We start from the raw sequence: 13,629 nt of genomic DNA on the forward strand, positions 1-13,629 counted from the left end.
CCCAGTTTTTAGTGAGATCTCTCCCACTGACGTATCATTTGGTCCGCCCGAAACAGGTTGGCCAGCGTGAATAACATCGCCAGTTGGTTATCGTTTTTCAGCAACCCCTTGTATCTGGCTTTCACGAAGCCGAACTGTCGCTTGATGATGCGAAATGGGTGCTCCACCTTGGCCCGGATGCTGGCTTTCATGTATTCGATGTTGATGGCCGTTTTGTTCTTGCGTGGATGCTGTTTCAAGGTTCTTACCTTGCCGGGGCGCTCGGCGATCAGCCAGTCCACATCCACCTCGGCCAGCTCCTCGCGCTGTGGCGCCCCTTGGTAGCCGGCATCGGCTGAGACAAATTGCTCCTCTCCATGCAGCAGATTACCCAGCTGATTGAGGTCATGCTCGTTGGCCGCGGTGGTGACTAGGCTGTGGGTCAGGCCACTCTTGGCATCGACACCAATGTGGGCCTTCATGCCAAAGTGCCACTGATTGCCTTTCTTGGTCTGATGCATCTGCGGATCGCGTTGCTGCTCTTTGTTCTTGGTCGAGCTGGGTGCCTCAATGATGGTGGCATCGACCAAGGTGCCTTGAGTCATCATGATGCCTGCTTCGGCCAGCCAGCGATTGATGGTCTTGAACAATTGGCGGGCCAGTTGATGCTGCTCCAGCAGGTGGCGGAAATTCATGATGGTGGTGCGGTCCGGCAAGGCGCTATCCAGGGATAACCGGGCAAACAGACGCATGGAGGCGATTTCGTACAGAGCATCTTCCATCGCGCCATCGCTCAGGTTGTACCAATGCTGCATGCAGTGAATGCGCAGCATGGTTTCCAGCGGATAAGGTCGCCGGCCATTACCAGCCTTGGGATAAAACGGCTCGATGACTTCCACCATGTTTTGCCATGGCAGAATCTGCTCCATGCGGGACAAGAAAATCTCTTTTCTGGTCTGACGGCGCTTACTGCTGAATTCACTGTCGGCGAAGGTGAGCTGATGACTCATGATGAACCCTTTTTCATGGCTCCAGATGACAAACATGATCTCATATCAGAGACTTGTTCGCACCTTCCCTAAAGTTGCGCAGTATATTCTGACAATCGCGAATAACCCCGCCGCGATATAAGCAAGGATCGGAAGATCTTTTTGCGGGGTTGCTATCGGCTGCCTTGGAGTGGCTCAAGGCTCGTCGGTGCCACTATAAGCTGGATTTATGGGTTTTCCGATAATGACCCAACTTTTGCTTATAGTGGCTGCTGCCAGCCCATCAGCGCCTGTGGTGGCCAACTGACCGGCCGCCGGGCGCTTGTTATAGGTTCTTCCGATCCAGCTACAGGCAGTTCCCCTGCCGCAGGGCTGTCAGCAGCTCATCCACCAGCGCAGCGACCGGCTTGCCGGCGTTGAGCAGATGGATTTCCGGCTGCTCCGGTGCCTCGTAGGCGGAGTCGATACCGGTAAAATTCGTAATTTCCCCTGCCCGCGCCTTTTTATAGAGCCCCTTGGGATCGCGCTCTTCACAGATGGCGAGTGGCGCATCGACAAAGACTTCGACAAACTCCCCTTCACCCAAGAGGCTGCGCACCAGCGCCCGCTCGGCACGAAATGGCGAGATAAAGGCTGTGAGCACGATCAGGCCCGCATCCACCATCAGCTTTGCCACCTCGCCGACCCGGCGGATATTCTCCTGCCGCGCAGCATCGTCGAAGCCGAGATCCCCGCACAGCCCGTGGCGCACATTGTCCCCATCCAGCAGATAGGTGTGCTTGCCTTGTGCCGCCAGCGCCTGCTCCAGCGCCCCCGCCAGGGTCGATTTGCCCGCCCCCGACAGCCCGGTAAACCAGATCACCAGCGGCTTTTGCCCTTTAAGCTCGGCCCGGCTCTGTTTGTCGACGGCATGGGCATGCCACACGATATTGCTCATCCAACACTCCTTGATTGGCGCTCACGCCTTAAAACTTAAACTGTCCGGCACCACGGGGAGCCGCCTCGGACTATCCGCCGCCAACGTGCTGATGCCATGGCATTGCTCACCCAACACGCCTTGACTGGCGCTCACGCCTTAAAACGGAAACAGCAGGGGCACCATCACAATCACCCCGAGGCTATAGGCCAGCGAGACCGGCAGCGCCAGCTTGAGGTAGTCCGGCATCTTGTAGTTGCCCGCGGCATAGACCATCAGGTTGGTCTGATAGCCGTAGGGCAGGATAAAGCTGGAGCTGGCCCCGAACAGCACCGCCAGAATAAACGGCATGGTCGAGACATCCATGCTGAGCGCCAGCTGGTAACCCATGGGGAAGGCCAGCGCGGCGGCAGCGTTATTGCTCATCAGTTCGGTCAGCACCAGGGTAAAAACATAGATACCGATAAAGGCGATGATGGGGCTGGCACCGTTGAACTCCCCCATCAGCCAGTCGGCGATAAGCTTGGCCAGCCCGCTCTTTTCCAGCTGATCGGCGATGGCGAGCGCCCCGCCCACCACCAGCCAGATATCCAGCGGAAAGCGGCGGCGGATCTCGTCCAGGGTCAGAATGCGGGTAAGCAGCAGCGCCACCAGCATCAGCAGCAAGCCCTTGAACAGCGGCACCAGATCGAATACCGAGAGCGCCAGCACCCCGAGAAACCCCAGCACCACGGCGGCGCTGCGCTTGCCATCGAGGCGGGTAGAGGCTTCCAGCCCGCTCACCACCACAAACTCCCGCCCCAGCGACTTGTTGCGGGCAAACTGGGGGCCGGGGGCCAGCAGCAGAGTGTCCCCTGCGTGCAGTTCAATCTGGCCGAGGCCACCGGTAAGCTGGGTTTCGCCGCGTCGCACCGCCAGCACCACCGCATCGAAGTGGGTGCGAAATTCGGCATCCTTGATGGTCTGACCCACCAGCCGCGAGCTGTGGCTGACGATCACCTCCACCAGATGCTGGCCGTTGAGGCGGTGCTGGCCGTAGAGATCCAGCCCCTTCATCTCCTGCAATACGCCGACGCTCTCCACGTCGCCGCAAAACAGCAGCACGTCCCCTTCGTGCAGCTCGTGTTCCGGCTGCACCGGGCAGATCACCTGATCGCCGCGAATAATTTCCGCCAGATAGAGGCTTTTCAGGCTGCGCAGGCCGTTCTCCTTGACGCTGCGCCCCGCCAGCGGTGAACCTGCGCCCACCTTGGCTTCAAGAAAGTAGCCGGATTCGCGGCTCATCTCGGTATCCTGCTCCGGCAGGTGACGGGCAAACAGCAGCACGGCCACCAGACCGGTCAGCAGGGTGCCCGCTCCCACCATAAAGAAGTCGAACATGCCGAGCGGCGGAGCCCCCATCTTGATGAGGAAGCTGTTGACGATCAGGTTGGTGGAGGTGCCGATCAGGGTCAGCACGCCGCCAAAGGTGGCCGCGAAGCACATGGGCAGCAGCAGCCGCGACGGCGCATGGTTGGGGTTGCGTTTGACCGCTCCCAGCATGGAGGCCACCACGGCGGTGTTGTTGACGAACGCCGACAGGAAGGCGGTGGAGAACCACACCTTCACCAACACCTTGTTGAATGAACCCGTGCCCACCAGATTGGCGAACCAGCTCATGATGCGGGTCTTCTCCACCGCCAGCGACACCAGCAGCAACAGCACCAGCGTCAACAGAGCACTGTTGGTGTAGCCCGCCACCACGGCATTGATATCCGCCAGCCCGCTCAGGTAGGTGATGAGCACGGCGCCCGAGAAGAGCAGCGCCGGGCGGAGTTTGCCCTGGATCAGCAGGGCCACGAGAGCAGCCAGCAGACCCAGCACCAGGAATTGTTGCCAGGTCATGGGCTTACTCCTTGCTTGTGTCGTTACCGATGGCAAGGGCTTGCCAGTGCGGGAAGTGCTTGCGCACCAAGGCGTTGAGCTCGATCTCAAACTCGCTGTAGTGCCCTTTTACCGCTTTGGCGGCCAAGCCTTCCACTATCATGCCGGCGCCGACGGTGACGTTGGTCAGCCGGTCGATCAGGATAAAGCTGCCGGTATCGCGGATCTCCTGATACGGGTCGAACGCCACCGGGTCGGTGAGGCTCAGCTCGCACAGGCCGATCTCGTTGAGCTTGAGCTCGCTTGCAGGCAACTCGTCCAGCTTGTTGATCTCGATGCGGTGGCGGATGGCCTCCACCTGACCGCGACTCTTCTTGGTGGCCAGCTTGACGTCGTAGACCCGGCCCGGTTGCAGGGACTCCTCCCCCATCCAGACGATATGGGCCAGCACATTCTGGGTCACTTGCGGCCGCTTGGCCGCATCCACCAGCAAGTCGCCGCGGCTGATATCGATCTCGTCGGCGAAGGTGACCGTGATGGCCTGACCCGGCAGGGCGTACTCCAGATCCCCGTCGAAGGTGGCGATGCGGGTCACTGTGCTCTCCTTGCCGGACGGCAGCACCGCCAGCTTGTCGCCCACCCGCAGGATGCCGGAGGCGAGCGTGCCTGCGAAGCCGCGAAAATCGAGGTTGGGGCGGTTCACATACTGCACCGGCAGGCGCACCGGATGACGCTCCAGCTCGCGCTCAACCTCGGCAGACTCCAGCAGCGCCAGCAGGGTTTCGCCCTGATACCAAGCCAGCTTATCGCTCTGGTTGACCACGTTGTCGCCGTCAAGCGCCGAAACCGGCACGATATGGATGGTGTCGACACTGAGCTTCTTGGCGAACTCGCGGTAATCGGCACTGATGCGCTCGAACACCTCCTGACTGAACTCCACCAGATCCATCTTGTTGACCGCCACCACGAACTGCTTGATGCCAAGCAGGCTGGCAATAAAGCTGTGGCGGCGGGTCTGATCCAGCACGCCTTTGCGGGCGTCGATAAGGATGATAGCCAGATCGCAGGTGGAGGCGCCGGTCGCCATGTTGCGGGTGTACTGCTCATGGCCCGGGGTATCCGAGATGATAAATTTGCGCTTGGCGGTGGAGAAATAGCGGTAGGCCACGTCGATGGTGATGCCCTGCTCGCGCTCCGCTTGCAGGCCGTCTACCAGCAGCGCCAGGTCCAGCTTTTCGCCAGTGGTGCCAAGCTTCTGGCTATCGGACTCCAGCGCTTTGAGCTGATCTTCATAAATCTGCTGGGAGTCGTGCAGCAGGCGACCGATAAGGGTGCTCTTGCCGTCATCCACGCTGCCGCAGGTGAGAAAACGCAGCAGGCTCTTGTGCTGCTGGGCGTGCAGGTAGGCTTCGATGCCCTGTTCGGTGATAGCGGTCTGAATATGGCTGTTCATGCTGACGACTCCTTAGAAATATCCCTGACGCTTCTTCTGCTCCATGGAGCCGGCCTGATCGTGGTCAATCAGCCGCCCTTGCCGCTCGCTCGAGGTGGTGAGCAGCATCTCTTCAATAATTTCCGGCAAGGTGGTGGCATCGGATTCGATGGCCCCGGTCAGCGGGTAGCAGCCGAGGGTGCGGAAGCGCACCAGCTCCTGCTTTACCTCATCCTCGGCGGTGAGCGGCATGCGATCGTCATCCACCATGATCTTGATGCCGTTGCGCTCCACCACCGGACGGTAAGCGGCGAAGTAGAGCGGCACTATGTCGATGTTCTCGAGATAGATGTATTGCCAGATATCCAGCTCGGTCCAGTTGGAGAGCGGGAACACCCGGATGCTCTCCCCCTTGTTGACCTGGCTGTTGTAGACCCGCCACAGCTCGGGGCGCTGGTTCTTCGGATCCCAGCGGTGAGACTTGTCACGGAAGGAGTAGACCCGTTCCTTGGCGCGGGACTTCTCCTCGTCGCGGCGCGCGCCACCGAAGGCGGCGTCGAAGCCGTATTTGTTGAGCGCCTGCTTGAGCCCCTCGGTCTTCATGATGTCGGTGTGCTTGCCGCTGCCGTGGACGAAGGGGTTGATGCCCATGGCGAGCCCTTCCGGGTTCTTGTGGACGATCAGATCCAGCCCGTACTTTTTGGCAGTCTCGTCGCGGAACTTGATCATCTCCTTGAACTTCCAGTCGGTGTCGACGTGGAGCAAGGGGAACGGGATCTTGCCCGGATAGAAGGCCTTGCGGGCCAGGTGCAGCATGACGGAGGAGTCCTTGCCGATGGAGTACATCATCACCGGGTTTTCAAATTCGGCAGCCACCTCGCGGATGATATGGATGCTCTCGGCTTCCAGCTGCTGCAGATGTGTCAATCTTTCACGGTCCATGTTGGTCCTCGGGTCATTGCTTATGCGCCTGCTCGGGGCGCTGGGTGGTTCAGTGCGCGGCTGCGCTGGCAACCGCATCAAATATCTCTTTCTCGGTCAGGCCAGCTGCACCAGCTTGAGGTCGCAGCCATCGAGATCCGGGTTAGCGCGCTGCTGCTCGCCGCCCAGCTCTCCAAACCAGGCCAGCCGATCGCGCAGGGCGACCACTTCGCCGATGACGATAAGCGACGGGCTCACCGCCTGTTTGGCCAGCTCGGCCAAGTCGGCCAGCGTGCCGGTCAGCACCCGCTGACGGGATGTGGTGCCGCGCTCGATGATGGCGATGGGGGTGGCTTGGCTTCGGCCGCGCTCCACCAGCTGCTGCTGGATATGCTCGGAGCGCATCAGCCCCATGTAGATGACCAGGGTCTGACTGGTGGCGGCGAGCTGCTGCCAGTCGGGCTCCTTGCCCTCCTTCTGGCAGTGGCCAGTGATAAAGACGGCGCTCTGGGCGTAATCACGGTGAGTCAGCGGAATGCCGGCATAGGCGGTGGCACCGGCAGCAGCCGTGATGCCGGGCACCACAGAGAAGGGGATGCCTTCGTCGGCCAGCACTTCCAGCTCCTCGCCGCCACGGCCAAACATAAAGGGATCGCCCCCTTTCAGCCGCACCACCCGGTTGCCCGCCTTGGCGTATTCCACCAGCAGGCGATTGGTCTCCTCCTGCGGCACGCTGTGGGCGCCCGCCTTCTTGCCAACCGACACCAAAGTGGCATCGCGGCGCACCAGATCGAGGATCTCGGCGGAGACCAGCTGGTCGTAGAGCACCACTTCAGCCTGTTGAATCTGTTGCAGCGCCTTGAGGGTCAAGAGGCCCGGATCGCCGGGGCCCGCGCCGACCAGCACCACTTCGCCCACTTCGCTTTTCGCCTGGTCGAGACCATCACTCAGCCACTGCTCGGCACCTTGCCAATCCTCTTTTTCAATCAGGCTGGCGAGGGTGTTGGAGGCAAAGGCGCGCTCCCAGAAGCGGCGGCGATCGGAAATAGAGGAGAGCACCCGCTTGGCCTTGTCACGGACCCGGCCGGAGAGCTCGGTCAGCCCACCGAGATGGCGCGGCAGCAGGCTCTCCAGTCGCTCGCGCAACAGGCGCACCAGCACCGGTGCCTTGCCGCCGCTGGAGACCGCCACCATCAGCGGCGAGCGATCAATGATCGAGGGAAAGATAAAGCTGGAGCGCTTGGGGTCATCCACCACGTTGACGAACAGACCCAGCTGGTTGGCACTTTGATAAACGAGGGCGTTGACTTCGAGGTTGTCGGTCGCCGCCACTACCAAAATCTGGCCTGCCAGATGGGCCGGAGTGAAGCGCTCGGCCAGATGGGTGAAACGACCGGTGAATTCCGCAAATTCCGGTTCAAGCTCCGGGGAGACCAGGGTCAGCCGGGCACCGGCTGCCAGCAGCAGGCGCGCCTTGCGCAGGGCAACCTCGCCCCCGCCCACCAGCAGTACCGGGCGGCCTTCCAACTTGGCAAACATAGGTAAATAATCCATTTCGGCCCATCCCTCGGAACACGACTAATATGGGGCGACTATAGGTAGGGCAGCTTATCCCTCAAAATAATAAAAAATGCTTTTTAATGCCTTTTGGTAATTAGCAAAGCCGATTCATGACAAAGGCGTACAAAGTCACTTGTGGTACCTGACGCCAGACCATAGGCTAGGGACTGTGTTTCATAAGGAGCTAAATGATGAATGAATCATTGATTGTGCTAGGGATTTTCGTGTTCCTGGTGCTCGCCACCCTGAGCGCGGGCATCAAGATAGTGCCCCAGGGCTACAACTGGACGGTGGAGCGCTTCGGCCGCTACACCCGCACCCTGACCCCGGGTCTCAACCTGTTGATCCCCTACGTGGATCGGGTCGGCCACAAGATCATCATGATGGAGCAGGTGCTGGACATCCCGGCACAAGAGGTGATCTCCCGCGATAACGCCAACGTCACCATCGACGCCATCAGCTTTGTGCAGGTGGTGGATGCCCGCAAAGCGGGCTACGAGGTCAACGATCTCACCAGCGCCATCCGCAATCTCACCATGACCAATATGCGCACCGTGCTCGGTGCCATGGAGCTGGACGAGATGCTCTCCCAGCGCGACACCATCAACGAGAAGCTGCTGCGCACCATGGATGCCGCCACCGCCCCCTGGGGCATCAAGGTGACCCGTATCGAGATTAAAGATGTGCGCCCGCCGCTGGCACTGGTCGAGGCGATGAACGCCCAGATGAAGGCCGAGCGCCAGAAACGGGCCGAGGTACTGGAGGCCGAAGGGGTGCGCCAGTCCAAGATCCTGAAAGCGGAAGGCGAGAAGCAGTCCCAGATCCTGAAAGCCGAAGGTGAGCGTCAGGCTGCCTTCCTCGCCGCCGAAGCGCGGGAGCGGGCTGCCGAGGCGGAAGCCAAGGCGACCCACATGGTTTCCCAGGCAATTGCGGAAGGAGACCTGCAGGCCATCAACTACTTCGTGGCTCAGAAATATACCGAAGCACTGGCCCGCATCGGTGAAGGCCCCAACAGCAAGATCATCATGATGCCGCTGGAAGCAGGCAGCCTGATTGGCTCTGTGGCTGGCATGGCCGAGCTGTTCAACAAAGATGGCAAGGGCAGCAAGTCATGACAGCCCTGTTAGAGGGGCTGACCCACTGGCACTGGTTGGGGCTCGGCTTCATTCTGCTGGCCATCGAGGTGCTCGGCTCGGTGGGCTTTTTGCTCTGGACCGGCATCGCCGCGCTGGAAGTGGGGCTACTGCTACTGGTCTGGCCCTTTGGCTGGCAGGCGCAGCTGCTGCTGTTTGCGGTGCAATCCCTGCTCACCACCTGGGCCTGGTGGCGCTGGCAGCACCAGCGTGACAACTCGGGTCAGGATGCCGCCAGCACCATTAACGAGCGGATGCAGAGCTATATGGGCCGCGAGCTGACCCTGCTGGATGATGTCGCCCAAGGCACCAGTCGGGTGCATCTGGACGATACGGTCTGGACGGTGCGTTGCGACGAGTCGCTGCCGGCGGGCAGCAAGGTCAGGGTCGTGGGGGCTGACTCCCACATCCTGCTGGTTGAACCCCGCAACTGACGCAACTCTGCTGTCGAGTCATAAAAAAGCCCGCGATCGCTCGCGGGCTTTTGTCTCTCTGGCAACGACTCAGGTACGTAGCCGATCGAGCTGACTGGCGAGCGCCGTGGCCGCTTGCTCCAGCGCCTCGCTCAGTTGATGGCTGGAGCTGGCCTCCTGCCCAATCACGTTGGCGGTATCACCAATCCGCATCAAATTCTTGTTTATATCGTCACTGACGGCGCTCTGCTGCTCGGCGGCGGTGGCCACCTGACTGATGTGGTCGTGGATCTGCTGGATCTGGGCCACTACCCGATTGAGCGCCTCGAACGCCTGCTCGGTACCCTGCACCGTGGTAGTGGAGCGCTCGATGCCGGTATTCATCAGACGCTGACTGCTGCTCACCTCGGTCTGCAGGCTGCCAATCAGCTGGCCAATCTCGTCGGTCGATTCACGGGTCTTGGTCGCCAGCGCCCGCACCTCGTCTGCCACCACCGCAAAGCCACGGCCCATGTCCCCTGCCCGCGCCGCTTCGATGGCGGCATTGAGAGCCAGCAGGTTAGTCTGCTCGGCAATGGCGCGGATCACATCAAGGATCCGGCTGATATTGGTGCTGCGCTGGGCTACCAGCGCCACCGCTTTATCCGCCTCATGCATATCGCCGACCAGAGTATGGATCTCGTTGCGAGCATTGCTGAGGGTCTGCTGGGCGGTATTGATGTGGTGGGTCGCCGCTTCCGACTCCTGCGCCGCCTGCTCGGCATAACCCGCCACGCTGACTGCCGTGGTGCTCATCTGGTGCATGGCGCTCACCACGCTCTCCAGCTCCAGATTCTGCTCGTCCAGACTGCTACGCATGGTGTCGGCGGTATGTTTCATCTCCCGCGCCTGCTGGTAGACCTGCTGACCAATCCCCTTGCTCATTTGCACCATGCCCCGCAGCTTGCCGAGGAAGGCATTGAGCTGAGAACCCAGATCGATCAGCTCCTGATGGGTGTCGATCTCCATCTGCTGGGTCAGGTCCCCCTCGTTGCTGGAGAGATGGCCCACATGGCGGCTGATAAGAGAAAGCGGCGCTGTGATGGTCTGGATAAACCAGACCAGCAGCCCCAGCACCAGCAGGGTGATACCGCCCATGGCGATGATCTGCTGCCGCTGGGCATCTACCAGCAGGGCGCCCAGTTCATTGCTGATGGCGTGCGCCTTGCCGAGCGCCAGCGCCTTGGGCACCTTGATCATCAACCACCACTGGGTATTGGCAGCCTCGACCCGGATGGGCTGATGAAGAATGAAGTCACTGTCGCTGCTGACCGGCTGACCGTCAGGCAGGGTCAGGCCTACCTCCTTGAGTGGACGGCCCAGCTTGTCGGCATAGCGGTTGCTGCCCACAATCAGCCCCATCTTGCTGACCAGGGTCACATCCGCCTTGTTGTCATAGAGGCTCTTGCCAAGGTTTTCAGCCAGTTGCTGGAAGATGGGCAGGTTCATATCCACTCCGGCCAGCCCGACAAACTTGCCGTCACGCAGCACGGGCACAGTCAGACTGGTCATCAGCATCTTGTTGCCCGGGCTGATTTCGTAGAGATAAGGCTCCATCAGGCAGGGCTGGCGGGTATCGCGACCACAGAGATACCACTCGCTGTTGCGAATACCGAACTCGTTGAGGGAGGTATCAAACTTGGCCTCACTGGCGGCGGCGTCCACCGCTTGCTGAGCGACTGCCCCTCCCTGATCCTTGGTGAAATAGACCTCCAGACTCCCCTTTCCTGCCACCGAGTGGCTGGCCCCGCCCAGCCAGTTGCCATCCTCGCCATCATAGCCATCCGGTTCAAACTGGGCGTAGATGGAGCTGATCCCGCTCGCCTGCTGCAGGCTGCTGCCGAGCAGATACTCCACTTGGGGCCGCGACAACCGCAGTTCCGGTTTGGCCATCCCGGCTTCAATCTGGGCGGTCACGGTCAGGGGGATCTGATAGGAGTTCTGCATCAGTGAGGCAATCTGGATGGCATAGCGCTCTGCCTGATACTGCAAGCTGCGGGAGACCTCCTCTTCCAGAGCATCGCTGGTCTGGGTCATCACCATGTTGCGAAGGGAGCTGAAAGAGGCCGATTGCAACAGGGTCATGGCCAGCCCGGTCAGCAGAAATAGCCCCATGGTAAGGCACAACAGCTTGAACTTGAGGGAACGTTGCTTCATGCGACAACTCCTTATGGCAGAATAACAACGAATTACTTGAGTATATTCGCCCACTTGCGCTTCACCCGATTTGTTGATGGGTTTGTGGCAGGCTTCTGGTTATAATTTTTGCCTTCCCGAGCGTTGATGGAACAGTCGCAATGAGCAATGCACTGAGCAGTGTCCCGCCGGTAGTCGCGATGGACTACCCCTTTCCGGCCAAACCTCTTCCCCTGAGTGCCGAGCAGAGAACGACCTTGACCACAGAAATCAAGGCGCTGCTCAAGGAGCGCAAGGCGGTACTGGTTGCCCACTACTACACGGATCCCGAGATCCAGGCGCTGGCCGAAGCCACCGGCGGTTTCGTCGGTGACTCGCTGGAGATGGCCCGCTTTGGCCGCGATCATGAGGCACAAACCCTGATCGTCGCCGGGGTACGTTTCATGGGCGAGACCTCCAAGATCCTGAGCCCCCACAAGCGGGTGCTGATGCCGACCCTGGAGGCCGAATGCTCCCTCGATCTGGGCTGTCCCATCGAACAGTTCTCCGCCTTCTGCGATGCCAATCCCGACCATACCGTGGTGGTCTATGCCAATACCTCGGCCGCCGTCAAAGCACGGGCTGACTGGGTGGTGACCTCCAGCATTGCGCTGGAGATCGTCGAACACCTCGACAGTCTGGGTCACAAGATCATCTGGGGCCCGGATCGCCATCTGGGCGCCTATATCGAGAAGAAGACCGGGGCGCAGATGCTGCGCTGGCAGGGCCACTGCATCGTCCACGACGAGTTCAAGGCCCGTGCCCTTCGCGAGCTGAAAGAGCAGAATCCGGATGCCGCCGTGCTGGTTCATCCGGAATCCCCCGCCTCGGTGATTGAGCTGGCCGATGCGGTCGGCTCCACCAGCCAGCTGATCAAGGCGGCCAAGGAGCTGCCCCAGCAGAAGCTGATCGTGGCGACCGATCGGGGCATCTTCTACAAGATGCAGCAGGCCTGTCCGGAGAAAGAGATGGTGGAAGCCCCGACCGGTGGCGATGGCGCTACCTGCCGCAGCTGCGCCCACTGCCCCTGGATGGCGATGAACGGTCTGGTGGCGATCAAGGAGGCCCTCACCGACGGTGCCGAGCGCCACGAGATCCATGTCGACGAAGATCTGCGGGTCAAAGCCTTGATCCCCCTCGACCGGATGCTCAATTTCGCCGCCGAACTCAAGCTCAAGACTCAGGGCAACGCCTGATTGCCGCCGTCACGAGATGCAAAGAGGGCTCCCGCGGGAGCCCTCTTTATTTATCTGAACCTCATCCTGATCAGATGATCACGGTAGAGAGACTGTGCTCTTCATCCGGCGCAACGGTCACCCCCGCCTCGCCAGCGATGGCCGCTTCGACGCAGAGCATGGTGCGATAGCCATCGTCGCTCATGTCGGCCATGGCGGTGGCCCCTTCCAGCCAGGGGGTCCAGACCACCACGCTGTCGTGGTTGCCGCTCACTACCCGGGTCTCGCGCTCACCATCCTGCACTCTCACCAGCGCCTCTGGCTGCCAGTAGACCCGATCCAGCGCCCCGCTCAGGGTCAATGCACCCTGCTGCTTGGCATCCTGTCCGGTCAGCTTGTCGGCATAGGGCTCGCCCAGGCCGGTGACGCTTACCGCTTCCGGTGCGCTGATCTGCAAATAGGTGTGCAGCGCACCGCTATAGGTCAATGGCTGAGCACCTGTGTTGCGAGTGGTCAGCACCAGCGAAAGCTCTTTGCCCACCAGCACGTCCAGTTCCAACTCGAAGGAGTGATCCCACAGGGCGCGGGTCGCATCGCTGTCGCGCAGGGAGAGATGAACGAGCGTGCCATCGGCGTGATCTGAGACTCCGTCCAGCATCCAGAGGGTGGTACGGGCAAAACCGTGGGAAGGCTTGCCGCTACCGACGCGGGCAGGCGCCGGGCCAAACCAGGGCCAGCAGATCGGGATACCACCGCGAACAGGCTTGCTGCCATCCAGCACCGCCTTGTCACTCAGCCAGATGGAGGCCGGCTCGCCATGACGCTGATAGCTCAGCACATGGGCGCCAAACAGGCTGATCTCGGCCTTGGCATAGTCGTTGTTGATGGTGAGAACCGGCAGACCGGCCGCATTGTTGGCAAGCTTGCAATTGGCTGTCAGGGGACGAATGGATTGCATGTGGACTCCTGTCATCAGGGGAAACCGAAAAACAAAAAGGCGGCCAATGGCCGCCTTTTTCAAGCTACGCGATTGC

At 60.7% G+C, this 13,629-nt stretch carries 11 protein-coding genes; 3 read left to right on the forward strand and 8 right to left on the reverse strand.

Annotation, left to right across the window (positions count from 1 at the left end; all coding sequences use genetic code 11):
- Positions 1–8 precede the first annotated feature (8 nt).
- The 6 genes from AB5Y97_RS19735 to cysG form a co-directional block, all read right to left on the reverse strand.
- On the reverse strand, positions 9–989 hold the full coding sequence (locus tag AB5Y97_RS19735; protein WP_368157187.1) for an IS5-like element IS5 family transposase: 981 nt from the start codon (positions 987–989) through the stop codon (positions 9–11).
- Between the two features lie 325 nt (positions 990–1,314).
- Positions 1,315–1,905, reverse strand: a complete 591-nt coding sequence (gene cysC, locus AB5Y97_RS19740; RefSeq protein WP_139739798.1) for an adenylyl-sulfate kinase — start codon at positions 1,903–1,905, stop codon at positions 1,315–1,317.
- Between the two features lie 138 nt (positions 1,906–2,043).
- Positions 2,044–3,768, reverse strand: a complete 1,725-nt coding sequence (locus AB5Y97_RS19745) for an SLC13 family permease (protein WP_005362933.1) — start codon at positions 3,766–3,768, stop codon at positions 2,044–2,046.
- A 4-nt stretch (positions 3,769–3,772) separates the two neighbouring features.
- Positions 3,773–5,200: a sulfate adenylyltransferase subunit CysN gene (cysN, locus tag AB5Y97_RS19750; RefSeq protein WP_201946677.1), complete on the reverse strand. Its 1,428-nt coding sequence runs from the start codon at positions 5,198–5,200 to the stop codon at positions 3,773–3,775.
- A 12-nt stretch (positions 5,201–5,212) separates the two neighbouring features.
- Positions 5,213–6,145: a sulfate adenylyltransferase subunit CysD gene (gene cysD / locus AB5Y97_RS19755; RefSeq protein WP_339357185.1), complete on the reverse strand. Its 933-nt coding sequence runs from the start codon at positions 6,143–6,145 to the stop codon at positions 5,213–5,215.
- Between the two features lie 72 nt (positions 6,146–6,217).
- Positions 6,218–7,654, reverse strand: coding sequence for a siroheme synthase CysG (gene cysG / locus AB5Y97_RS19760; protein ID WP_201946680.1), 1,437 nt, complete (start codon positions 7,652–7,654; stop codon positions 6,218–6,220).
- Between the two features lie 197 nt (positions 7,655–7,851).
- Between cysG and AB5Y97_RS19765 the strand changes: the two genes are divergently transcribed.
- Together AB5Y97_RS19765 and AB5Y97_RS19770 are read left to right on the forward strand one after the other, a co-directional pair.
- On the forward strand, positions 7,852–8,775 hold the full coding sequence (locus AB5Y97_RS19765; protein ID WP_005335703.1) for an SPFH domain-containing protein: 924 nt from the start codon (positions 7,852–7,854) through the stop codon (positions 8,773–8,775).
- Entirely contained in the window at positions 8,772–9,227 is a 456-nt protein-coding gene (locus tag AB5Y97_RS19770; RefSeq protein ID WP_139462052.1) for an NfeD family protein, read from the forward strand. The genes AB5Y97_RS19765 and AB5Y97_RS19770 overlap by 4 nt, the downstream gene beginning before the upstream one ends.
- Before the next feature lie 69 nt (positions 9,228–9,296).
- Here AB5Y97_RS19770 and AB5Y97_RS19775 read toward each other — a convergent pair whose 3' ends face one another.
- Positions 9,297–11,402: a methyl-accepting chemotaxis protein gene (locus tag AB5Y97_RS19775; RefSeq protein ID WP_368158831.1), complete on the reverse strand. Its 2,106-nt coding sequence runs from the start codon at positions 11,400–11,402 to the stop codon at positions 9,297–9,299.
- 140 nt (positions 11,403–11,542) lie between these two features.
- Here AB5Y97_RS19775 and nadA point away from each other — a divergent pair, with 140 nt between their 5' ends.
- On the forward strand, positions 11,543–12,616 hold the full coding sequence (nadA, locus tag AB5Y97_RS19780; RefSeq protein ID WP_005335706.1) for a quinolinate synthase NadA: 1,074 nt from the start codon (positions 11,543–11,545) through the stop codon (positions 12,614–12,616).
- A 70-nt stretch (positions 12,617–12,686) separates the two neighbouring features.
- Here nadA and AB5Y97_RS19785 read toward each other — a convergent pair whose 3' ends face one another.
- Complete coding sequence (locus AB5Y97_RS19785; protein WP_201946684.1) at positions 12,687–13,553, reverse strand: D-hexose-6-phosphate mutarotase; 867 nt, start codon at positions 13,551–13,553, stop codon at positions 12,687–12,689.
- Positions 13,554–13,629: the final 76 nt, after the last annotated feature.

The sequence above is a fragment of the Aeromonas sp. R10-2 genome, from assembly GCF_040908445.1.
Lineage (GTDB): Bacteria > Pseudomonadota > Gammaproteobacteria > Enterobacterales > Aeromonadaceae > Aeromonas > Aeromonas veronii.

Excerpts from the sequence above, each read along its gene's own strand:
- nadA (WP_005335706.1), top strand. The coding sequence starts at position 11,543 with ATGAGCAATGCACTGAGCAGTGTCCCGCCGGTAGTCGCGATGGACTAC.
- AB5Y97_RS19770 (WP_139462052.1), top strand. The coding sequence starts at position 8,772 with ATGACAGCCCTGTTAGAGGGGCTGACCCACTGGCACTGGTTGGGGCTC.
- AB5Y97_RS19785 (WP_201946684.1), bottom strand. The coding sequence starts at position 13,553 with ATGCAATCCATTCGTCCCCTGACAGCCAATTGCAAGCTTGCCAACAAT.
- AB5Y97_RS19745 (WP_005362933.1), bottom strand. The coding sequence starts at position 3,768 with ATGACCTGGCAACAATTCCTGGTGCTGGGTCTGCTGGCTGCTCTCGTG.
- AB5Y97_RS19775 (WP_368158831.1), bottom strand. The coding sequence starts at position 11,402 with ATGAAGCAACGTTCCCTCAAGTTCAAGCTGTTGTGCCTTACCATGGGG.
- cysN (WP_201946677.1), bottom strand. The coding sequence starts at position 5,200 with ATGAACAGCCATATTCAGACCGCTATCACCGAACAGGGCATCGAAGCC.
- cysG (WP_201946680.1), bottom strand. The coding sequence starts at position 7,654 with ATGGATTATTTACCTATGTTTGCCAAGTTGGAAGGCCGCCCGGTACTG.
- AB5Y97_RS19765 (WP_005335703.1), top strand. The coding sequence starts at position 7,852 with ATGAATGAATCATTGATTGTGCTAGGGATTTTCGTGTTCCTGGTGCTC.
- AB5Y97_RS19735 (WP_368157187.1), bottom strand. The coding sequence starts at position 989 with ATGAGTCATCAGCTCACCTTCGCCGACAGTGAATTCAGCAGTAAGCGC.
- cysC (WP_139739798.1), bottom strand. The coding sequence starts at position 1,905 with ATGAGCAATATCGTGTGGCATGCCCATGCCGTCGACAAACAGAGCCGG.